Annotated in this window: 17 protein-coding genes; 12 read left to right on the top strand and 5 right to left on the bottom strand. The window is 33.7% G+C overall.

Features of this window, described 5'->3' with window-relative positions; all coding sequences use genetic code 11:
• Window positions 1–54: 54 nt before the first annotated feature.
• Window positions 55–1,755 (top strand): DNA polymerase/3'-5' exonuclease PolX, encoded by a 1,701-nt coding sequence (gene polX / locus H5T44_01685; protein MBC7080951.1) that lies wholly within the window; start codon window positions 55–57, stop codon window positions 1,753–1,755.
• On the opposite strand, the gene H5T44_01680 is transcribed toward polX, so the two are convergent.
• Together H5T44_01680 and H5T44_01675 are read right to left on the bottom strand one after the other, a co-directional pair.
• Window positions 1,756–2,367, bottom strand: coding sequence for a 16S rRNA methyltransferase (locus tag H5T44_01680; protein ID MBC7080950.1), 612 nt, complete (start codon window positions 2,365–2,367; stop codon window positions 1,756–1,758).
• Window positions 2,364–3,416, bottom strand: a complete 1,053-nt coding sequence (locus H5T44_01675) for a formate--phosphoribosylaminoimidazolecarboxamide ligase (protein ID MBC7080949.1) — start codon at window positions 3,414–3,416, stop codon at window positions 2,364–2,366. Before H5T44_01675 ends, H5T44_01680 begins: the two co-directional genes overlap by 4 nt.
• A gap of 77 nt (window positions 3,417–3,493) precedes the next feature.
• On the opposite strand from H5T44_01675, the gene H5T44_01670 reads away from it, so the two are divergent.
• Window positions 3,494–5,281, top strand: a complete 1,788-nt coding sequence (locus tag H5T44_01670) for a PAS domain-containing sensor histidine kinase (GenBank protein MBC7080948.1) — start codon at window positions 3,494–3,496, stop codon at window positions 5,279–5,281.
• Here the strand turns inward: H5T44_01670 and H5T44_01665 are convergent.
• Complete coding sequence (locus H5T44_01665) at window positions 5,264–5,590, bottom strand: hypothetical protein (protein MBC7080947.1); 327 nt, start codon at window positions 5,588–5,590, stop codon at window positions 5,264–5,266. The two genes, H5T44_01670 and H5T44_01665, sit on opposite strands and share 18 nt — an antisense overlap.
• Before the next feature lie 202 nt (window positions 5,591–5,792).
• On the bottom strand, window positions 5,793–6,269 hold the full coding sequence (locus H5T44_01660; GenBank protein MBC7080946.1) for a ferritin family protein: 477 nt from the start codon (window positions 6,267–6,269) through the stop codon (window positions 5,793–5,795).
• Window positions 6,270–6,366: 97 nt separating this feature from the next.
• Between H5T44_01660 and albA the strand changes: the two genes are divergently transcribed.
• The 7 genes from albA to H5T44_01625 all read left to right on the top strand — a co-directional run bounded on the left by albA (window position 6,367) and on the right by H5T44_01625 (window position 12,178).
• Window positions 6,367–6,639 carry a DNA-binding protein Alba gene (gene albA, locus H5T44_01655; GenBank protein MBC7080945.1) on the top strand — a complete coding sequence of 91 codons (273 nt, stop codon included), beginning with the start codon at window positions 6,367–6,369 and terminating at the stop codon, window positions 6,637–6,639.
• 81 nt (window positions 6,640–6,720) lie between these two features.
• Entirely contained in the window at window positions 6,721–8,085 is a 1,365-nt protein-coding gene (locus H5T44_01650) for a phenylacetate--CoA ligase family protein (protein MBC7080944.1), read from the top strand.
• On the top strand, window positions 8,060–9,202 hold the full coding sequence (locus H5T44_01645) for a radical SAM protein (GenBank protein MBC7080943.1): 1,143 nt from the start codon (window positions 8,060–8,062) through the stop codon (window positions 9,200–9,202). The genes H5T44_01650 and H5T44_01645 overlap by 26 nt, the downstream gene beginning before the upstream one ends.
• A gap of 38 nt (window positions 9,203–9,240) precedes the next feature.
• Window positions 9,241–9,819, top strand: a complete 579-nt coding sequence (locus H5T44_01640) for an exosome complex RNA-binding protein Csl4 (GenBank protein ID MBC7080942.1) — start codon at window positions 9,241–9,243, stop codon at window positions 9,817–9,819.
• Window positions 9,820–10,080, top strand: coding sequence for a hypothetical protein (locus tag H5T44_01635; GenBank protein MBC7080941.1), 261 nt, complete (start codon window positions 9,820–9,822; stop codon window positions 10,078–10,080).
• Window positions 10,081–11,340: a tRNA pseudouridine(13) synthase TruD gene (gene truD, locus H5T44_01630; protein MBC7080940.1), complete on the top strand. Its 1,260-nt coding sequence runs from the start codon at window positions 10,081–10,083 to the stop codon at window positions 11,338–11,340.
• Window positions 11,330–12,178: a TatD family hydrolase gene (locus tag H5T44_01625; GenBank protein ID MBC7080939.1), complete on the top strand. Its 849-nt coding sequence runs from the start codon at window positions 11,330–11,332 to the stop codon at window positions 12,176–12,178. Before truD ends, H5T44_01625 begins: the two co-directional genes overlap by 11 nt.
• Here H5T44_01625 and H5T44_01620 read toward each other — a convergent pair.
• A complete protein-coding gene (locus tag H5T44_01620; GenBank protein ID MBC7080938.1) occupies window positions 12,164–12,286 on the bottom strand; it encodes a zf-TFIIB domain-containing protein in 123 nt (40 codons plus the stop codon). The two genes, H5T44_01625 and H5T44_01620, sit on opposite strands and share 15 nt — an antisense overlap.
• A 72-nt stretch (window positions 12,287–12,358) precedes the next feature.
• Between H5T44_01620 and H5T44_01615 the strand changes: the two genes are divergently transcribed.
• The 3 genes from H5T44_01615 to H5T44_01605 all read left to right on the top strand — a co-directional run bounded on the left by H5T44_01615 (window position 12,359) and on the right by H5T44_01605 (window position 22,529).
• Entirely contained in the window at window positions 12,359–12,799 is a 441-nt protein-coding gene (locus H5T44_01615; GenBank protein ID MBC7080937.1) for a cytidine/deoxycytidylate deaminase family protein, read from the top strand.
• Entirely contained in the window at window positions 12,796–13,569 is a 774-nt protein-coding gene (locus H5T44_01610) for a S26 family signal peptidase (GenBank protein MBC7080936.1), read from the top strand. Before H5T44_01615 ends, H5T44_01610 begins: the two co-directional genes overlap by 4 nt.
• Before the next feature lie 134 nt (window positions 13,570–13,703).
• Window positions 13,704–22,529, top strand: a complete 8,826-nt coding sequence (locus H5T44_01605; protein ID MBC7080935.1) for a choice-of-anchor J domain-containing protein — start codon at window positions 13,704–13,706, stop codon at window positions 22,527–22,529.

Below are 22,529 nucleotides of genomic sequence, written 5' to 3'. Positions count from 1 at the left end.
AGAAAATCATTAATGGGAAAGTAAAATATATTAATAAAAAAAAATTGAATAAATATGAAAAACCAAGAAATCGCAAAATTGCTCTATGAACTCGCGGATTTACTTGAAATAGAGGGTATAGAATTCAAACCCCGCGCCTACAGGAAGGCGGCACAGAACATAGAGAGCGTAGGTGTTGATATAGAGGAATTGTATAAGAAAGATGAATTGAAAAAAATACCTGGTGTTGGAAAAAGTATAGAGGAAAAAATAAAGGAATATTTAGAAACAGGAAAGATAAGTAAGTTGGAGGAAATGAAGAAGAAAATACCAGTTGATATTGAGGGTCTGTCAAAAATTGAAGGACTCGGTCCAAAAATGATAAAGGCTCTGTATGAGCAACTAGGAGTTAAAAATTTGGATGATCTGGAAAAAGCTGCTAGAGAAGGAAAAATAAGACAGCTAAAAGGATTTGGAGAAAAAACTGAAAAGAATATACTCGAAGGAATAGAAATAGCGAGAAAAAGGCAAGAGCGCTTTTTGCTTGGATTCGCCTTAAAAGATGCTCTCGATATTATAGATTTGCTAAAGGAATATGTAGATAAAATAAGTTTGGCTGGATCTATAAGGAGAAGGAAGGAGACAATAGGAGACGTTGATATACTTGCGGTATCAAAAAATTCCGAGAAAATTATGGATATTTTTACAAGCATGAAAAATGTTGAAAAGGTAATTGCTAAAGGCGATACAAAGTCCTCTGTAAGGCTTTATGGAGGGTTACAGGTTGATTTGAGGATAGTTGATAAGGAAAGCTTTGGCTCCGCCTTACAATATTTCACAGGTAGCAAGGAGCACAATATAGAGCTCAGAAAAATTGCTATAAAGAAAGGATACAAATTAAATGAATATGGGTTGTTTGAAAATGATGTAAGAATTGCTGGAGAAAATGAGGAAGAGGTATATAGGATGCTCGGGATGCAATGGATTCCTCCAGAAATGAGAGAAAATAGAGGAGAAATAGAGCTCGCATTGAATGGAAAGCTTCCGAAAATTGTTGAATATGAAGAAGTTAAAGGAGACTTGCAAATGCATACGGAATGGAGTGATGGAGCAAACACAATAGAGGAAATGGTTCAAGAAGCAAGAAAATTAGGACATAAATTTATTGCAATAACTGATCATGTTGGGAGTTTGAAAATAGCGGGAGGGATGAATGAGGAAAAAGTAATTGAACAGAGTAAGGAAATAGAGAAGCTGAGGGAAAAATATGATGATATATACATATTTCACGGAGTGGAGGCAAATATTATGAAAGATGGTGAGCTAGATGTCAGTAACTCTCTTTTAAGTAAAGTCGATATTGTACTTGCAAGTGTCCATACCGCTTTTAGAATGAGTGAAGAAGAAATGACAAACCGTATTATAAAAGCGATACAGAATGAATATGTTGATATAATAGCACATCCCACATGTAGAATAATTCAGAAAAGAGAGCCAATAAAAGTTGATATTGAAAAAGTTTTGCAATCAGCAATGGATAATAATGTTATCATGGAAATAAATGCTTATCCTGATAGATTGGATTTAAATGACACAAATACAAAGCTTGCTATTGAGATGAGAGTTAAATTATCAATAGGGACCGATGCTCACACCCTTGAACATTTGAAATACTATGAACTGGGTGTTGCGGTGGCGAGAAGAGGGTGGGCAAAAAAGGAGGATGTAATAAATACATATACGGTGGATCATCTTAAGAAATTATTTGAGAAATAATCAAATTCTTTCTCTTAAATATTCCTCATACATCACTATTGCTTCCATCTCCGCTATCCATGCGGGTAGCATCTCATCATGCAAGCTGACTACTTCATCTACATATTTTTCCACAGGAGAAGAAAAATCACCGCTCGGAAACCCTCCTATTATGCAAACTGTTTCTTCCTCAAATAATTCTTTAAGACTCTTTTTCTTTCCTTTCCTGCTAAATAAAATTTTCTTACCGTTTATTTTGCCAATTAGCTCTGGAAGTGTTTCTTTTTTTACTTTCATAAGTGGAGATCCACTCAAAGGCACTCTGCCATATTTAAGGAGCTGTTTCATCAATCCTTTAAATCTGTTGTAGTTTTTTATTATTCTTGTTGCAGGATTAATATATATAACTTTATCATTTCTTGTATGAATATATATTTTGAGTAATTTTTCTTTATTTAAAATTGATTCAAGTGCGATTAAGAGACAAATGTGTGCTATATCTGGTCTTCCCCTTCTTCTCCACTCTTTAAGTTTTCTCATATAAGGATAATGAATTGAGGAGTCTAGAATATCATCTATGCCAATTTCGCTCCCAATTTCAAGCTCGCTCTCACCAATTATAATATGCATCATGTTAATATTTCTTCCAAACTATCTTCCTCTAATGCAAATTTTATTTCCTGCGCAATTCGTCTGCCCGTGGACAAGGAGGGCTGAATTAAATCAGAATATGTGCTACCTGAAATGAAGAGGTTTGTCCCTGCAACTATTCTTCCAGATATTTCAAATACTTTTATCTCAAGTTTATCTGTTATAACTGTTTCAAGGCAAAAAGGCCCTATTATCCCACCGAAAAGTTTGTAGGACGCTTCAACAACTCTTTTACCCATTTCAAAAACTTTTGGAAGGAGTGATTCTCTTATAACTATTGGTGTATTTCCTGTAACTACAAATGTTGGCTGAATCCCCATCTTCTCGAGCTCAGAAAATGATCCCAGGCGATGTGCTTCATCGATATTTGTTTCATCTCTCCTGTCTATTGAAAGAAGCTGCAAACTACCTTTTGCGGTTCTATAGCCTTCCTTAATTAAAGGCGAATAAAAATAATGGAGATAATATCTTGTTCCAATTAAAAATTCTTGAATTGTATATGGTTTTTTTTCAACTTTTTTCTTAAATTCTTCATAACTTCTTGCAATAAAAAAATTTTTTCCTCCCTTTGCACCATAATATTTTACTATTACTGGTCTATCTATATCTTTTGGGTCTTCTATAGTTTCTGGTAATTTTAAACCCGCACTCTCAAGCCACTTCCTTTCTTTTTCTCTGTCAGATTCCCATTCAAGAGTCTTTTTATTTCCAAATGTAGGAACTTTTAATTTCATAAAATTTTTTGCACCCATATATTCAACAAAAGAGCCATGAGGAATTATTATTGCTTTTTTCTTATAAAATTTTTCAGCATTTTTGTTTATTTCATTGTAATTTTTTAGAATAATAAATTCATCTGGTTTACCAAGGGGAAAAGCTTCATAAAAATCAGGCTTTTTGCCAATAGCAATTCCAATGCTTTTAAAACCTTCTTTTCTGGCTCCATTAAAAATTTGCAAACTTGAATGGGAGCAGGATGTTGCTATAGCTACATCACCTTTATATTTTTCAATTATTTTTTCCAATCCCATATAGTAAATAGAATATATATTTTTAATTATTTTGATTTTTTACAAAAAACATTTATATACTACATGAAAATATTTATGTGGAGGGAATAATAAAGCTATTCGATGAATACGTAACATTCATCTTGGATGGAATGGGTAATTTTGAGTTTGTAAATAATCTCAGTAAGGAACTTATAGGAAAAAGTTTTATAGACGCTTTTGAAGGAGAAGAAAGGAAGAAAGCAGCAAAAATTTTTTACGATGCAAAAAAGAAGGGAAGGAGTGAGGGAAAACTTATTTTAAAAATTGGTAATGAAAGGAAAATAATTTATTTAAAGGTTATAAAGCATAATGGAAAATTTTATTCAATAGGTAATGAAATTAAAAAAGAGGAGGTATCTTTTATAACTGATTTTTTGGGAAATATCCTTCAAGCAAGTGAGGAATGGAACGATTTAAAAGGGAAAAATATATATGGTATTGTCGAGGGAAAAGAAAGGCTTGAGGAAATTTTATCAATTGTTTTGGATAGAGGAGAATACGAGGGAAAAATCTCAATAAATGAAAAACCTGCAAGGGTTATAATAAGAGCAACTGATGTTTTAGAATTTATTATAGAAGAAGATATATACAAAATTTTTGATAACTTGCTGAAAAGTAAAAGTATTGATGAAATAATTGATAAAGCTTCTCAATTTCTTGAAGAACTAAATACCCCATTCTACATAAAATTGTTTGATAAGGAAAGAGGAAAAATTGAGGAAAATTTTCAAAAATTCTTAATATATAAAGGAAATGAATTCGCTGGCTTCATTTCAATTCCATATTCTGATAAAGAAAAAGTTGATAAAGTTGAATTTTTAAGAATAGCTATCTCTAATGCAATTGAAAATATAGATAGTGCCAAGAATATAATTGATGATTTCGCAATTTACAAAACTGATATGGAGGGAAATATAATTTATGTTAATAATTGTTTCGAAGAACTATCGGGTTACAATTTTGAAGAATTAGAGGGAAAGAAAATTTCAGATTTTTCTGAAAACAGAGATAAATTTTTTGAAGAATTGAAGAAAGGAAAAGTTGAGAAATTTTTAAGTAAATGGAAAGGGAAAAATAGAGAATTTATTGCTACGGAAAAGGCTAGGGTCTTAGATGGAGAAGTAATAGTTGTTGTAAGTGATATAACTTCAGAAAAGGAGAAGGAGAAAGAAGCAGAATTTTATAATTCTCTTTTGAGACATGATATCTATAACAAAAATGAGGTTGCTATTGGCTATCTCGGCCTTCTTGAAAAAACAAATATAACAAAAAAACAGGAGCTATTTATCAAAAAAATAAGAGAGGCACTTCATGATATAAATAGATTGGTCAATAATGTAAAGAAGGCGGAGGAAATAAGAAAAATAAAAAAAGAAATACAGCCAGTGAAAATAAAAGAAATCATAGAAGAAGAATGCTCCCTTTATGGAGAAAAATTAAAGGAAAAGGATATAAAAATATCGTGCAAAATTAATGATGTTTCAATATTAGCCAATGATCTTATAAGAGATATTTTTTCAAATTTAATTGACAACTCAATAAAGCATTCAAACTGCAAGAATATAGAAATATACGGGGAAAGAGAAGGAGGTTTCTATAAAATTTATTTTAAAGATGATGGAAAAGGCATCCTAAGAGAAGAATTAGAGAAAATTTTTGAGGAGGGCTGGAAGAAGGGCGGAAGGGGCAGCGGCATGGGCTTATATATTGTAAAAAAAATTATGGAACAATATGATGGTAAAATAGAAGTTGAGAGCGAGCTTGGAAAAGGTGTTAAATTTACCCTTTATTTCCATCTTCCAAAGGCGAAGGAAAAAACAGAAATGCTAAGGATTAGGTTTTAGGTTTTTGAAAATCTCTTCACTATCTTCTACAACAAATTTTGGATAGGTTTTTGGACTTATTCTGCATTTAAATTCAGTTGAGTAGGTAGTATGATCTCTGCTTAAAATTCCTGATATTTTAAAAGTTGCTTCTCTGCCCTCATAATTTATTTCACCATCAGTTACTTCCAAAATAACTCCCTCACTCTCTATTTTTCCAGAGGGCATCATTATTATTTCTAAGTTAAATATACACTCACCTATCCTTTTTTCATTTTCAAATACATCTCCTATTCCTATGTATAATCCAAGCATTTCCTTTTTTTCCATGTATGCGAATTTATTTCTTATATAAAAATCCTATTCTTTCCATACCAGTATAAAGGGTATGGAATTGCCAAAGCCCAAAATATGATTACTCCTAAAATGCTAAAAATTTTATCCAGATTTGTAAAAATATATGCAAAATAGATTAAAGAAACGAGGGGTAGAATTAAAAGAATATAGGATAAAAATATCAAATCTACTTTATTCATGGTCCAATATGCATCATTTCATGAACTTCATCATATAACTCGAAGTTATAAGCTATTTCTAGCTCGCTTTTTAAAAGATAATAATGACTTTCCTCCATACTCGCTAAATACCTCGCCATTGCTTTTTCCTCCTCTTTGCTCAAACTTCCCTCCATTTTTTTATAATAATCAGATGCAATTTTTTCCGCTTCCATTGCCTTCCTTATCATATCAGATAACTGCATATTTTTATTTACTTTAAATTCTGGAAATGGTATCTCACTCCCCTTAGGTAGATTTATATCCTCTCCCGGGAATTTTTTGCTGAAGAGTTTTTCAAGAAGATTTCTATGCCCTATTTCTTCTTTTTCCAAAAAATTTAATTTATCCTTTAATAGAAATATGTTAGTTGTGTCTGCCATTTTCTTATAATTTTCTGCGGCATCTATTTCAGATTTTATCGCAATTTCAAGAAGTTTTTTTAAATCTGGCATGATAAAAAACTTAATTTATTATAAAAACATTTCGCATTAAAATTTTTAGACCGATACTTTTATATTTTAATTTCATATTTTTGGTCGAGGGATTAAAATGCAGCAAGAAAATGTAGTCTTTGTGGGAAATAAACCGCCAATGAATTATGTATTGGCAGCAATAACACAGCTGAACTCTGGAGCTAACAAAGTAGCAATAAAGGCGAGGGGAAGAGCCATCTCCAGAGCGGTCGATGTTGCAGAGATTGTCAGAAGAAGATTTGTACCAGATGCAAAAATAGAGGACGTAAAAATATTCACAGAAGAGCTAACGAACGAGCAGGGCGGAAAAGTAAATGTTTCCTGTATAGAAATTTACCTCGCCAGATAAACCTTTTCCCCTCTTAATATTTTTTATATGATTTTATTTTTTCACAAAAAATATTTATAATGCTTCTTTTTAAGAAAAAATATGAATCCTCTCTTTAATCCGTTATTCTCCGCAAAAATTGTAAAACATTATCTAACAGATAGAAAAAGGGCGTGGAAAAGTGAGGAGGCAATAAAAAGATATCAGGATAAAGCAATCAGAAGAGTTATAAGATATGCATATAAAGTCCCATTATATTATGAAAAATATAAAAAAGCGGGTATAAAACCAGAAGATGTTAGAGGTATAGAGGATTTAAAGAAATTACCTGTCGTTACAAAGGAGGATATGATAAATTCCTATCCAGATAAAATATTGCCAAAAAACTATAAAAAAAATAAGATTTCTGTCAGCACTTCTGGCTCATCTGGCAAGGCAATTACAATATTCAAAGATATAGAATGCATAATGATAGAGGCGATTTTTGCGTTAAGGCCACTTCTTACCTATGGAATAAACTGGAGGAAAGATAGAATAACAAATATAGGCGACTTTTCTGTCCCAAGAACAAGTGATGAAGAATGTTTGAGGAAAGGATTGATGAAGAATTTATCCTCTTTCTTTTCTTTAAGAAATTATCAGAATTTATATGCTGGCGAGGAAGTGAAGAATTTGTTAGAAAAAATAGAGGAATTTTCTCCAAAACTTATAATTGGGTATCCAAGTGTTTTGATGGGATTGGCTTATCTAAGAAAAAAACAAGGAAAAGTTTCGCCACATTATATAATTTCAAGTGGGGAAGTTTTAGATGATTATTCAAGAAAATATGTTGAAGAAGCTTTTAACAGCAAGGTATTAAATCTTTATGCAACAACTGAGGGTGGATCGATAGCTTTTGAGTGCCTTCAAAAAAGTTTTCACATAAACAGTGATTTTTCATATGTAGAGATTCTTGACAAAAATTTTGAGGAAGTAAATGAAGGAGAGTTAGGAAACGTTGTAATAACCCGCCTCCATGCCAGCGCAACTCCTATAATAAGGTATAGTGGGCTAAATGACATAGCATCTCTTTCCAGTCAAAAATGTAACTGCGGACAAAAAACCCCGCTCCTTGAGTGCCTGGGAGGGAGAAGGAAGGATGCAATAATACTGGAGGGGGGCGCCCTCATACCGCCCGCCACGCTCCCTATGCCCTTTATTGAGGTATTGGAGAGAAATAAAGGCAAGAAATTGAAGAGATATCAGTTTATACAGGATAGGATAGATAGAATTGAAATAAGGATTGAAGGAGAAGATGAAGTCGGGAACGATTTTTTGGAGGAAGTAAAGAATGCTTATGAAAAATTTTTTGGAGGAAAGATTAAAGTTGAAGTGAAAGAGAAAGAGGCGGAGAAAGTAGGATATTCTTACCCGATGGTTATATCAAAAGTAAATATAGAGCATGAAATACAGAAAAGTGTTAAATAAGGAAGAGGTAATTTTTCTTGTTTATGATATAATAGAGGTAAGAATAGACAGGAAAGTTTATGAAAGAGATAGCAGAAAATACAAAGATGAGGATATTATTAGGCTATGTCCCTTCAAAGAGGTTTATAATGCTGTTACCAAGAGGAAATTATATTTTATATCTGAAGAAAGTGGGATACCATTAATTGGATATACTTCTTTTGGACTTATAGATAGGGATACAAATATTATTCAAGTGAGGCCAGTATCTGGTTGTAATTTAAATTGCATATATTGCTCAGTTGATGAAGGAAAAAGCAGAACAAGATTTGTTGATTATATGGTAGATGTTGATTATCTTCTCAGGGAATTTGAGGAAATTGTAAAAATGAAAAGGAAGAAATGCAATTCTATAGAGGCACACATAGATGGGCAAGGCGAGCCATTTTTATATCCATATATTGAGGAATTAATTAAAGGATTGAAGGAGATTGCAGATATTGTATCAATACAAACAAATGGGGTTTTGCTTAATAAAGAAAAAATAAGGAGGCTTGAAGGACATTTAGATAGAATAAATCTTTCAATAAATGCGTTGGATAAAAATCTGGCGGAAAAAATAGCGGGGTGCAAATACAATGTTGAGCATGTAATGAAGGTGGCGGAAGAGATAGCATCAAGTAGTATAGATTTGCTTCTTGCACCAGTTTGGTTAATAAATTATAATGATGAGGAAGTATTGAAAATAATAGAATTTGGAAAAAGAATAGGAGCGGGTAAGAGATGGAAGCCCTTTGGGATACAAAAGTATATCAGACATAAATTCGGTAGAAAACCAAAGGGGATAAAAGTTATAGATTTTAAAAGATTTTATGAAGAAATTGAAAAAATTGATAAAAGCTTGCATCTCTATCCAGTTGATTTTGGCATAGTTAAATGTAGGGTGTTGCCAAAAAAATTTAAAGTTGGCGAGAAATTTAAATTTAAATTAGAAATGGAAGGAAGAATGAAGAATGAAATGCTTTCTTTTGCTAGAGATAGGGTAGTAAGTATTTATACAAATAAAAAGATCGGAGAATTTGTAGATGCAAGAATTGTAAAAAATAAACATAACATATACATTGCAAAAGAATTGTAACCAAAAGATTTTAAATATCAGAAAAGATATTTTCAAGAATGATTGCGGAAGGTAGCATTGTTATACCTGGAGAGAAAATTGCAACAACTGAAGAGTTGCTCGTGGGTAATGGAACTTATGAGGAAGGTGGAGTAATAAAAGCAAGTATAGTTGGTAAATTTATCATTGAGAGAGAAAAAATGAAAGCAACTGTAAAGCCATTAACAGATTTACCATTAGTATTGAAAGAAGGAGACATTGTTATATGCGAAATAAAGCAGATTGGAGAAAATATTGTAATTGCAAAAATACTCCATTTGGCAGGTAAAAAAAGAGAGATTGCTGGCGAAAAGGAGGGGGCAATTTTTATATCAAATATTGATACAGAATTTGTTGATGATATTAAAAGTAAATTTAGAGTAGGAGATATTATAAGAGCAAGAATTACAAGAGTGGATCCTGTAATCAATTTTTCTACAAAGGATAGCCATTTAGGAGTTATAAAAGCGTTTTGTACAAATTGTAGAAATATACTTATAAGAAAAAATAATATTCTTGAGTGCAAAGTATGCGGTAGGATAGAGATAAGGAAAATTGCAGATGATTATGGCTCAGGAAATATTGATAGGGTGATATAAATGGAAATAAAAATAAAAAAAGAAAGTGAAAGAGAAATAGAATTTGAAATAATAGGAGAAAAAACGATTTTAAATCCTTTGAAGCAAAAACTATTGCAGTATGAAGAGGTGGAATATGCTGATTGGAGAGTTGAGCATCCTTTAATATCAAATCCAGAGTTTTACCTTAGAGTTAGTAAAGGAGATGCGAAGAAAATTTTGAAGAAAGCAATAAAAGAAATTAAAAAAGAAATTGAAGAACTGCAGGGCTGTTTGGAGTAAATGGAAGAAAGTATAGGGATAGAAGTATTTTTGACAAAATCACCCAAGATAGGTGGAAAAATAAAGAAATATCCAGAGGATTTTGTTGTAGAAGAATTGCCTGTCTATCCTAAGCCTGGAGATGGAAAATTTGTTATAGCAAGAGTAAAATCATACAACTGGGAGACAAATCGCCTTATAGAAGCTCTTGCCTCTTCACTTAAAATATCTTCTAACTCTGTAGGATATGCTGGAATAAAGGATAAGAGAGCAATAACCTCCCAAATCATGTCCTTCCCAACCAGCATTGACAACCTTAAGAAAATAAAATTGAGGGATGTAAATATAGACATACTATATAAATCAAGGGAAAAAGTTTATAGAGGAAATTTATTAGGTAATTATTTTCATATTATTGTAAGAGATATAAATGGGAGATACGAAAATGTTGAAAATGTAATGAATGAAATATTGCAAATTGGAGGATTTCCGAACTTTTTTGGGGTTCAGCGATTTGGCGTCACCCGCCCCATAACGCATCTTGTTGGGAAATATATAATAAAGAATGAATTGAAGAAGGCGGTTATGACATATATCAGCTATCCTATGGAGGGAGAGGATGAAGAAAGTTATAGGGCAAGGAAATTTTTGCAAGAGACTGAGGATTTTGAAAAAAGTTTGGAGATATATCCTAAAAAATTAATTTTTGAAAGGAGGATAATAATGCATTTAGCTAAAAATAAAGATGATTGGATTGGAGCAATTTCAAAATTGCCTAAGAATTTAATAAAAATATTTGTACATGCCTACCAGTCATACCTTTTCAATAAAATTTTATCTGAAAGAATAAAAGAAGGAACACCAATAAACAAAGCAATTGAAGGAGATGTAGTTATTCCTTTTACGGGAGAAATACAGAGCAAGGATGGGATAGTTGTTACAAAAGATAATATAGAAAAAATAAATTCTCAGATTGAAAAGGGAAAGTGCTACCCTTCAGCAATTATATTTGGTTACAATAGCTTTTTCGCGGAAGGAAGAATGGGGGAGATAGAAAGAATGATAATAGAGAAAGAGGGAATAAATCAGGAGGATTTCAAAGTAAAGAGTTTGCCATTCCTTTCCTGCGAAGGAATGAGAAGGATAATATTTGTTCCAATAAAAAATTTGAAATGGAGGCTAGAGGAAAATAATTTATTTATTGACTTTTTCCTTCCAAAAGGATGCTATGCAACTTCTTTGCTGAGAGAAATAATGAAAGGTGAGATATATGATTACTGATTTATCATTCTTTGATAATCACATGCATCTCAGAGAAGATGGAAAATATATAGAGGAAATAAAAGAATTCAGAAAACATGGAGGAAAATATCTCAACTATTGTCCATATACCGATGTAAAAGAAATAATTGCGGAAAAAAGTTATTTGAAATGCTATGAAAGAGGCTTAAAAATTGCACAATTTGCAATGGAAAAAGTTGATGTTAAAATATTTCTTTCAGTTGGTCCATACCCTGTTGATTATATAAAAATGAGGGAAATCCTTGGAAAAGAGAGGGCAATGGAATTGATGAAAAAAGGTATGGAAGAAGCTGGAAAGCTTTGCAAAGAAGGGAAGGCGATTGCAATTGGGGAAATTGGAAGACCCCATTTTAAAGTGAGTGATGAAGTGCTAATTGAAAGCAATGAAATTATGAAATATGGTATAGAGATTGCAAAAGATATAGATGTACCAGTAATACTTCATATGGAGGGAGCAAATCAATCAAATATGAAAGAGATATCAGAAATTGCAAAAAAGATAGGAATAAAAAAAGATAAGGTAATAAAGCATTTTTCTCCGCCAATAATAAAAGAGGAGGAAAATTTTGGAGTTTTTCCTTCAGTAATCGCAAGTGAAAAAAATATCGAGGAAGCAATAAACAAAGGGCACCGCTTTATGCTTGAGACAGATTATCTCGATGATTTAAGGCGCCCCGGGGCGGTGCTTTCCCTTAAAACAATACCCCTGAAAATAAAGAAGCTTTTGAGAGAGGGAAAGATGAGTTATGAAGATGCTATGATTATAAATAAGGAGAATCCAGAAAAGATTTATAATATCGAGCTACAGGTAAAGTAGAGGAATTATTAATTCCTTCCCGCATTTCTGGCAGAGATAGTATAATCTACCATTAAAAGAATGACCTTTCATCTCCGATCCACACTCAGGGCATCTTTTTGCTATCATTTTGCTAACTATATCCAGTTTTAGTATTTAAATTTTTTGGGCAAGTTTAAAAATGTATCATTATATTTCCTCATGGAAAGAATGTCCTATGACGAATATTTCATGGAGATTGCAAAAATTGTGGCAAAAAGGTCAACTTGTTTGAGGAGAAATGTTGGTGCGGTGATAGTAAAGGATAAACATATTTTATCAACTGGTTACAATGGCGCTCCAAAAGGTTTTAAGCACTGTAGCGAGGTTGGTTGCTTGAGAGAGAAACTCGGGATAAAAAGGGGGGAGAGGCATGAGCTATGCAGGGGCTTGCATGCGGAGCAAAACGCAATAATTCAGGCAGCAGTTTTTGGAGTTGCAATAAAAGATGCATCTATTTATGTTACTGATTTTCCTTGCAGTGTTTGCGCAAAAATGCTTGTAAATGCGGGAATAAAAGAGTTAATATATATGAATGATTATCCTGATGAGCTTGCAGAAAAAATACTTGAGGAAAGCAAAATAAAGGTGAGGAAGTTATGATAGAAAGAGAAAAAATAATTTCATTTATAAGAGAGATAGTTGTAGCGGTCTCATTTATATGTATAATATTGGTAATTTTATGGAGTTATACAGGACAATTTCCTCATTCTCCAATGGTGGTTGTCACATCAAGTTCAATGATGCATAGCGATGCTCCTTTTGGAAAAATAGGAACAATTGATCCAGGAGATTTAGTTTTGGTTAAAAAGGCAAAGGATATAATTACAAGAGAGGAAGGAAGGGAAAAAGGATATATTACATATCGTGACTATGGAGATGTTATAATATATTATCCAAATGGAAATAAAAAAGCAACACCTATAATTCATCGTGCTATCTGCTGGATTGAAAAAAATAGTGATGGAACATATACTGTAAAGGAATATGGAATATACAATCAGGAAAGCATAACAATTCCAGAGCTTGAGTTAAGAAATTATAAGCCACCTAATAGCGGATATATCACAAAAGGAGACAATAATGGAAATTTAAGCGACCAGGCAACTGAATTAAGCTCGCCAGTAAAGCCAGAATGGATTTTAGGAAAGGCTAGAGGTGAAATACCCTGGTTTGGTTTAATAAAACTTGTATTTTTTGGAAATGAAAATGGATATCATGGAGAGGATGCGGTGTGGATAGGAAAGGCGGTTGCTCCAAGAGATGAATGGATATGTCTTGGCATATCTCTTTTTATTATAATAGGAATTCCAAGCATATGGGATGCATATAATTATTATAAAAAATGGAAATCAAAGAAGCTTAGATTGTAACTTTTTGTGAAAAAATGATTTAGAAAACGAAATATTTTATCCGTGATATTTGTTAATCCTTATCAAACAAAATTAATATATCTCATTTATATTTAGGAAATGTCTTTCTCCTCATAAATAGGAGGCGAATAAAAATGAAAGGAAAAAGGATAGGAATAAGCGCGTGTGTGGTGTTGTTTTTATTAATGACTTCCATAAACCCGGTTGCGTACTCTTTTGAAACAATAACAAAAGATGAAGTAATAAAACAGCCAATAAGAATGAAATTTGATTTCATAAAGCCAAGGCTTGAAAATGTATTTCTTGCAGGAGAAAACTATGCAAGCGTTGCCATGGATTTGCCAAAAACAGGAAATGCGGGTGAGCCAGAAATACCTGTTAAGCCAGTGAATGTATTACTTCCTTATGGAACAGAAGTAAAGGAAATAAAAGTTAACGCGGGAGAGCCAGTTTTAATTGGAAAAGCAAAATTGGCTCCAAAGCTACCGCCAGTTAAAATAGGAAGCGATGAAATTCCAGAAATAGAAGAAAATGAAAAAATATATAAATCAAGTGAGGTATATCCTGGCTATCTATACAAGGAAGTAACAACTCAATATATGCGTGGTTTTCCAATAGTTACAATAAATCTTTATCCAGTTCAATGGAATCCATCAACTCAAGAACTATATCTATATCCAATTATGGAGCTTGTTGTTGAATTGAAAGATGGGCAGGTAAATGAGCTATTCAGAGGAATTGAAGAAGATAGAGAAATTGTTACAAAAACGGTTGATAATCCAAGAGAAGTTTTAACTTATCCATTAAATCCGAGCCATAGCTGTGAATATGTTATTATAACAACAGAAGCATTGAAAAATACACCTGGAACATACAATTTCACCACTTTAATGAATTCAAAAATTGCAAAGGGAATGAATGCAACAATTGTAACAGTTGAATGGATATATTCAAACTTTGCGGGAGTAGATAATGCAGAAAAAATAAGGAATTTCATAAAATGGGCATATCAGGAATGGCATACCCAGTATGTTTTGCTTGGAGGAGATGCGGATGATGGAAGAGAAGTAATTCCAGTGAGAAAGTTATGGGTTCAGACGTATGCAGGAGGTCTTACAGATTATATCCCGTGCGATTTATACTATGCATGTCTTGATGGAAGCTATAACTATGATGGAGATGATAAATGGGGCGAACCAAATGATGGAGAAGGAGGGAAAGAAGTAGATTTGAGGGCGGAAGTATATGTTGGAAGAGCACCTGTTGATAATGCAGTAGAACTTGCGAACTTTGTAAGGAAAACACTTGAATATGATACATCGGAGGATTCATATTTGCATAATGTCCTGTTTTGTGCTGAATACATTGGAGGAGGAGGAATTGCAGATTATGGTTCAAGTTATAAAGAAGAGATGAGAAATGGTTCAAATGCAAATGGCTATTATACAGTTGGTATTCCAGGGGATGAATATAATATAATCACATTATATGATAGTACAACATATACTTGGTCGGCAGGAGACTTGGCGAATGTAATAAATTCCGGAATACACATAGTAAATCACTTAGGACATGCAAGCTATGATAATGTAATGAGATTTTATATCCCGGATGTTATCCAGCTTAGAAATACAAGATATTTTATCTTATATTCTCAAGGATGCTTTGCTGGTGAATTTACTCAAGATGATTGTATTGGGGAAGAACTTGTTACGTCAGAACACGGGGCATTTGCGGTTATAATGAATGCAAACTATGGATGGGCTACTAAAAGGAGTACAGATGGTGCATCTCAGGCTTATGACAGGGAATTCTTTGATGCGGTATATGGGGAAAATATAAGAGAAATAGGAAAGGCGAATCAGGACTCAAAAGAAGATAATTTATATCGCCTACAGCAGAATTGTATGAGATGGTGCTATTATGAATTAAATCTACTCGGTGATCCAGAAATTAAAATCAAGCAAGGATTTGTGCATAATAATGATGTAAGAGCAAAGAGTATAAATGAACCAAAAGATGGAGAAATTATTGCAACAGGAACATATACTGTAAATGCAACAATTGAAAATACAGGACTAAATAATCAGAATAATTTTGATGTAAATCTTTCAATATATAAATTAACAAAAGTTGTTCATTTCTATGATGATATGGAAAGTGGCTCCGCAAATTGGACAGTGATAGATGGAAATGGTGACGGTCATACCTGGACAATATCAACAGCAAGATATAATAGCCCAACTCATTCATTCAAATGTACAGATGAAGCATCATATAGGGCAAATGCAAATGATAGCATTATTTCAAAGCCAATTGATTTAAGTGGATTAAATCATGCAATGCTTGAATTCTGGTATTGGGTAGATGGAGAATTTTATCGTGAATATAGGGACTATGGAACAATATATCTTAGCGATAATAATGGTTCAACATGGGTTCAGGTAAAAACAAACATGCTTTATACCCCGTTTTGGCAGGTATGGCATGTGCCAATAGAGGCATATGTTAATTTAACAAATCAGGTTAGAATTAAATTCACATTTGTATCAGACGCCTTTAATAATTCCGAAGGAATGTATGTTGATGATGTAATTGTTTATTCATATGATGCACAGCTTGTTCATTATGATGAAAAAACAATAAGTCTCGATTCCGGAAAGCAGACATTTGTTGAATTTGCTCCATGGAGTGTAAGCGTTGAAGGACTATATGCAATAAATGTAACAGTAAAACTAACTGAATTTGAAGATGAGTATCCAAAGAATAACTATCAGAATATAACAGTGGAAGTAAATGACTTAGCTGATGTTGGAGTTGAAACAATTAATTATCCAACTGGAACAGTGAATACTGGAAGCCATGCGGTTAATGCAACAATAAAGAACTTTGGAAATACACACCAGACAGGAATAAATGTAAATTGCTCAATATATCAGATAATAACCGAGCCAACACCTACATATACTCTTGTCTTTGGTGAGAATAAAACAATTGATTTGAATGCTGGAGAGTTTGAATATGTTGAATTCAGTCCATATAACTTTGCAACAGAAGGAAATTATGCAATAAATGTTTCAACAAGCATAGCGGGAGATGAGGATACAACAAATGATTATAAAAATATTACTCTCGAGATAAATGATATATATGATGCAGGGGTTAAATCAATTAACTATCCAACAGGAATAATTACAACAACAAAAACACATAAAGTAAATGCAACAGTAAAGAACTATGGAACAGTTCCTCTAAGCAATGTTCCAGTAAATTGTTCGATATATCAAATAATAAATGTAATAAATGAGGGATTTGAAGGAGCATTTCCACCTGCTGGATGGACTAATAGCGGATGGAATTTACGTCAGAATTACGAGCATGGTGGAGGTAATAACTCGATTTATTCATCAGCGTCAGCGGGAAATAAATATTTAAGGACATCAGGCATCTCTCTTTTAAATAAAAAATATATCTTGGAGTTTTGGATGTTGAGGACAGCGACCCCAAATGCAAATCAATATGTGAATATTAGCATAAATCAAGGTGGTGGTTGGATAAAATTATTGAGTATAGGATATTCCACTCTAAACGGAATGACCAGGGGAAAGTGGTACAAGTTTAGCATTGATTTGTCTCCTTATGCTGGTAGCACCGTTTCCATAGAATTTAATCATTATGCAACTGGGTCTGGAGCAACTATCCATATAGATGATGTTCTCTTATACTATCCTGAATTAATGTTTTGGGAGGATAGAACAATTAATTTAAATTCTGGAGAGGAAAAACCTATAGAATTTAGCTCGGTGACATTTAGCGAGAGCTATTACATATTAAATGTAACAACAAACTGGACTTCACCACCCGATGAAAATGCAGCCAATAATTACAAGGAAACAACATTCGAGGTAAGAGATATATATGACATGGGTATAACAAAAATTAGTTATCCAGTTTCAGTACTACCAGCTGGAAGCTATGTTGTTAATGTAAGCGTTAAGAACTTTGGAAATGTGGATCAATCGAGCATTCCAGTGAATTGTTCAATATATAAGATAAACACGGTTATAATTAATGAAAGTTTCGAAGGCACATGGCCACCTTCTGGTTGGGCTAATCAAGGATGGTCTCGTAGCTCTGCAGCAAATCATACAGGAAACTATTCTGCATCCTCGTCAAGCAGCGTAATTAATTATTACAATTTAACTACGCCCGCGATTTCTCTTGGGAGTGGAAATTTCCTGCTTGATTTCTGGGCAAGAAAAGATGGAAATAATTTAGGAAATGGACAGTATTTACATGTTGATGTAGGCTATACCTCAACCGGGCCGTGGGTGACTTTACTTGACATTAATTACGATATCCTGCAAGGAATGCTGAATAATGTATGGTATAAATTCACCGTGGATTTATCTCAATATAATGGAAGTACTATCTATATAAGATTTCAATCTCGCACAGCAGGAGTACCTTCTGCTTCAGCTGTAAGGATAGATGATATAGTTATTTACAGTACAAATTTTGTGTCTGGGGAAGATAAAACAGTTAATTTAAATGCTGATGAGGAAAAATATATTGAATTTAGCTCATATAACTTTGCAGAAGAAGGAGATTACTTAATAGTTGTAAAAACAAATCTTTTAACTGATGAAATTAAAGGAAATGATACAAGCTCAATAATAACAAAAATATGGAATATAGACGATTTAGGAGCAACATCAATTAATTACCCAACCGGGACAATTTCAGTTCCATCTCCTCCAGAAATTAGAGCGATTGCAACAATAAAGAATTTTGGAAATATTCCGCAATCAGATTTTCGGGTAAATTGTTCAATCTATAAATTAATTTCAGGAACACAGCTCTTTTTCGAAAACTTCGAGTCTGGTCTGCCATCTGGTTGGACGATTGTTGATGGAGGAACAGATGATGTTTATCCTGGAACAAGCATACCTGCAACTTGGACAGATAAAGACCCAGGAAATAAAGGAGCAAAAGATGGATGCGATGGCAAATTTATGATTGTTGATAGCGATGCATTTGGTTCGGGAACAAAATACATGGATGAGCAATTAATAACTCCAGAGTTGAATTTCGCTTCACAGACAGGAGTTATACTTGAATTTGATCATTATTATTATCACTCTTCTGGCTCATGGGGAAGGGTTGATATAAGAGTTGGCTCAACAGCCAACCCATGGATAACAATAGCAAACTTCACTTCAACAACCTATGGACACATGACATATGATATATCCGCTTATGCAGCAGGGCAGTCAAGGGTATGGATAAGATGGTATTATAATGATAGTGGAACATGGGCATGGTATTGGGAAGTAGATAACATCAGGCTGGTGGGGACACCCACATATAGTTATGTATTTGGGGATGATGAAATATGCGCACTCCTAAATGCTGGGGAGGAAACACTTATTGAATTTGGTTCATGGAGCATTACAACTGGTGCCGGAAACTATTTAATAAATGTAACAACATTGCTTATTGGAGACGAATTCCAGAGTAATGATTACACAACAACAATTGTATTCCTGCAAGGTGTATATGATGCGGAAGTTAAATCAATCAACTCGCCGATACAAGGAATATATCTGCCAGGTACATCATTCAAAGTAAATGCAACAGTAAAGAATGTCGGAGCAGCAAACCTAACAGATGTGAAGGTAAATTGCACAATAAGAAATTCAACGAATGCAATTGTATTTGGCGAAGAAGTAATAATTTCCTCTTTGATGGGTAACGAAGAGAGATATGTAGAATTTTCTGATTGGAGCACTTTGGTGGAAGATGTATATAGGATAAATGTTACGGTATTGGTTACTGGAGACGAAAATCCGGATAATGATTACAAGGAAATATTAGTGGATATAAATAATCTTTATGATGTTGGGGTTGTTTCAATTAATTATCCAACAGGAACACAATTTACAGGAAGCTATGCGGTAAATGCAACAGTTATGAACTTTGGAAATGTTCCAGTAGGAGCATTTACTGTAAATTGCACAATAAGAAATTCAACGGATGCAATTGTATTCACAAATGAAAAATCAGTTTCTGGCTTGAATGTTGGACAGCAAACATATGTAGTATTTGACCCATGGACAGTAAGCATTGAGGATACATACAAGATAAATGTAACAACAAAGCTAACAAACGATGAGGATAACAGCAATGATTACAAGGAAATAACTGTGATAATAAATGATATAGATGATGTAGGTGTAACATCAATCAATTATCCACCCGCGGTTGCGCCAACTGGAAGCCATGCGGTTAATGCAACAGTAAAGAACTTTGGAAATGTAAATAAGGCAAATGTGCCAGTAAATTGCTCAATATATCAATTCAATACATTGCTATTCAGCGAAGGATTTGAAGAATCATTTCCGCCCGTTGGCTGGCTTAATGGCGGGGCTGATGGAGGATGGTTGCGTGGTCAGATATACCAGCATAGCGGTATATGGGCTGCTTATTCATACGCTGCTACTGGGGGAGATAGATACTTGGTGACTCCTGTTATTTCTTTAGGAGAGGGGAATTACGCTTTGGTATTTTGGTTATTGAGACTTTCCCGTACAGCACTTCCTGGTGAATATTTGCATGTTGATGTTGGAGCAACTCAAAATGGACCTTGGACAACTATATTTGAATTAGATAACTCTTCTATTAGTGCAATGAGTTCATACACATGGTATCAATTTGTTGCTGATTTAACACCTTATGCTAACCAAAATATAGCTATAAGATTCTATCATCATTCTCTTAGTACATCAGGTGCAACATTATATATGGATGATATATCCATAAATACTTTGAATCTAGTATTCGGAGAAGAAAAAATAGTTAGTTTGATAAATTCGTATAATACAACATATGTACAATTTAGTCCTTGTAATTTTTCAACTGAAGGAGATTACATATTGGTTGTAAAAACATTAATGAGCGGAGACGAGAACATATTAAATAATGTAAAATCCTCGATTGTTAAAATATGTAATTTTTACGATGTCGGGGTTTCAGCAATAAATTATCCGACCCCAGGAATTTATCAGCCAGGAGACTATGCTGTTAGAGCGACAGTTAAAAATTATGGTACGCTGTCAGCAACCTTCGATGTCGTATGTACTATCTATGGGTTGGGGAAGGTTGTTGTAATGCAGGATGATATCGAAAGTGGTGAAAATAACTGGACACACGGTATTACATCTGGAGTGGATCTCTGGCATATAAGTACAAGGAGATATGCGAGCCAGAATCATTCTTGGTACTGTGGAAATGAAACAACCGGGCAATATGAAAATAACATGGTTGACTTTTTAATATCTCCAAAGTTGGATTTATCAGATACAACACAAGCTTTGTTAAAATGGAAGCAGTGGTGTAACTTGGAGAGCAACCGAGATTATGCATATGTTTGTGCAAGTCCGGATAATTATACATTCTATGTAATAAAAAGATATACAGGCTCATCTGGTGGGTGGAAAGAGGAAGAAGTCGATATAACATCTTATATAAATGCAACAACACATAAGATAAATATTGCATTTATATTTACGAGTGATTCCTCAGGAACCTTGGAAGGATGGTACATTGATGATGTTGAAATAACAAAAATTGGAATGGGCTCTGTTATATATTCCGAAACATTGTCAGTAAATAATTTGGTATTCATGGCGGAAAAAGAGATAACATTCCCGCCATTTACTGCCGAAGAAAACAGTGTGTATATAATAAATGTAACAACATTGCTTGCGGGAGATGAAAATCCTGCAAATGATGCAAAGGAAGCAACAATGAGCACATACAATGAGCCACCAGTTACAACATGCAGTTGCTTTGGGCCACTTGGATGCAATAACTGGTATGTTGGACCAGTTACAATATCTCTATCCGCAACAGATGTGCCAGGAGTTGCATATACAAGATATAGAATAAATGGAGGAGCATGGCAGAATTATACTTCACCAGTAACTGTTTCAACTGAAGGACTATATACAGTTGAATACTATTCAGTAGATACTCTTGGAAGCACTGAGCAAGTTAAATCATGCACATTTGGAATAGCATACTCAATGCCAGTAACAACCTGCATAATAGATGGATTGCTTGGAGAGAATGGATGGTATACAAGTGATGTAACAATCAAGCTTGTAGCAAATGCATACATATGCGGAGTTAAAGAAACATATTATCGCATCGATGGAGGTTCATGGCAGAAATATACCGCACCAATTACATTTTCCGCAGAAGGAACTCACACAATTGAATATTATTCGGTAAGCAATGCATGCATAACTGAAACACCAGCAAAGATTACAACATTCAAGATAGATAAGACAAAGCCAAGTGTAAGAGTAATTTATCCAAATGGTGGAGAAACCTTAGGTGGCATTATAACAATAAGATGGACAGCAAGCGATAATATAGGAATTGCAGGGATTGACTTGCTATATAGCGGAGATGCTGGCTTAACATGGAATGTTATAGCAAGCAATATTCCAAATACTGGTTCATATAACTGGAATGTTGCAGGCTTGCCATATGGAAGCAATTACATGGTTAAAGTAGTTGCAAAGGATAATGCGGGAAATGTTGCAAGTGATACAAGCGATGGAACATTTACAATAGGCATGCCAAGCCCACCAACAGTGAGCATAACCAAACCAAGAAATGCTTTATATATCTTTGATAGAGAAATAATTCCATTGCCAATGCCGGTAATAATTGGAGGAATAACAGTTGAAGCAACCGCAAGTTCAAGCATAGGAATAGCAAAAGTAGAATTCTACATAGATGGTGTGCTTAAATTCACTGATACAAGTGAACCATATTCATGGCTATGGGATGAGTTTATTATAGGAACACATGAAATAAAAGTAATTGCCTCTGATAGCATTGGCCAAACAGCAGAGGAAAGAATAAGCGTGTTTATAATAAACTTCTAA

The organism is Thermoplasmatales archaeon, from assembly GCA_014361195.1.
In the GTDB taxonomy this organism is placed as follows: domain Archaea; phylum Thermoplasmatota; class E2; order UBA202; family JdFR-43; genus JACIWB01.
Note: the sequence above shows the minus strand (reverse complement) of the source record. Positions and strands in the feature narration are given on the sequence as shown.

Excerpts from the sequence above, each read along its gene's own strand:
- polX (MBC7080951.1), top strand. The coding sequence starts at position 55 with ATGAAAAACCAAGAAATCGCAAAATTGCTCTATGAACTCGCGGATTTA.
- H5T44_01680 (MBC7080950.1), bottom strand. The coding sequence starts at position 2,367 with ATGATGCATATTATAATTGGTGAGAGCGAGCTTGAAATTGGGAGCGAA.
- H5T44_01675 (MBC7080949.1), bottom strand. The coding sequence starts at position 3,416 with ATGGGATTGGAAAAAATAATTGAAAAATATAAAGGTGATGTAGCTATA.
- H5T44_01665 (MBC7080947.1), bottom strand. The coding sequence starts at position 5,590 with ATGGAAAAAAAGGAAATGCTTGGATTATACATAGGAATAGGAGATGTA.
- H5T44_01660 (MBC7080946.1), bottom strand. The coding sequence starts at position 6,269 with ATGCCAGATTTAAAAAAACTTCTTGAAATTGCGATAAAATCTGAAATA.
- albA (MBC7080945.1), top strand. The coding sequence starts at position 6,367 with ATGCAGCAAGAAAATGTAGTCTTTGTGGGAAATAAACCGCCAATGAAT.
- H5T44_01650 (MBC7080944.1), top strand. The coding sequence starts at position 6,721 with ATGAATCCTCTCTTTAATCCGTTATTCTCCGCAAAAATTGTAAAACAT.
- H5T44_01645 (MBC7080943.1), top strand. The coding sequence starts at position 8,060 with ATGAAATACAGAAAAGTGTTAAATAAGGAAGAGGTAATTTTTCTTGTT.
- H5T44_01640 (MBC7080942.1), top strand. The coding sequence starts at position 9,241 with ATGATTGCGGAAGGTAGCATTGTTATACCTGGAGAGAAAATTGCAACA.
- H5T44_01635 (MBC7080941.1), top strand. The coding sequence starts at position 9,820 with ATGGAAATAAAAATAAAAAAAGAAAGTGAAAGAGAAATAGAATTTGAA.
- truD (MBC7080940.1), top strand. The coding sequence starts at position 10,081 with ATGGAAGAAAGTATAGGGATAGAAGTATTTTTGACAAAATCACCCAAG.
- H5T44_01625 (MBC7080939.1), top strand. The coding sequence starts at position 11,330 with ATGATTACTGATTTATCATTCTTTGATAATCACATGCATCTCAGAGAA.
- H5T44_01620 (MBC7080938.1), bottom strand. The coding sequence starts at position 12,286 with ATGATAGCAAAAAGATGCCCTGAGTGTGGATCGGAGATGAAAGGTCAT.
- H5T44_01615 (MBC7080937.1), top strand. The coding sequence starts at position 12,359 with ATGGAAAGAATGTCCTATGACGAATATTTCATGGAGATTGCAAAAATT.
- H5T44_01610 (MBC7080936.1), top strand. The coding sequence starts at position 12,796 with ATGATAGAAAGAGAAAAAATAATTTCATTTATAAGAGAGATAGTTGTA.
- H5T44_01605 (MBC7080935.1), top strand. The coding sequence starts at position 13,704 with ATGAAAGGAAAAAGGATAGGAATAAGCGCGTGTGTGGTGTTGTTTTTA.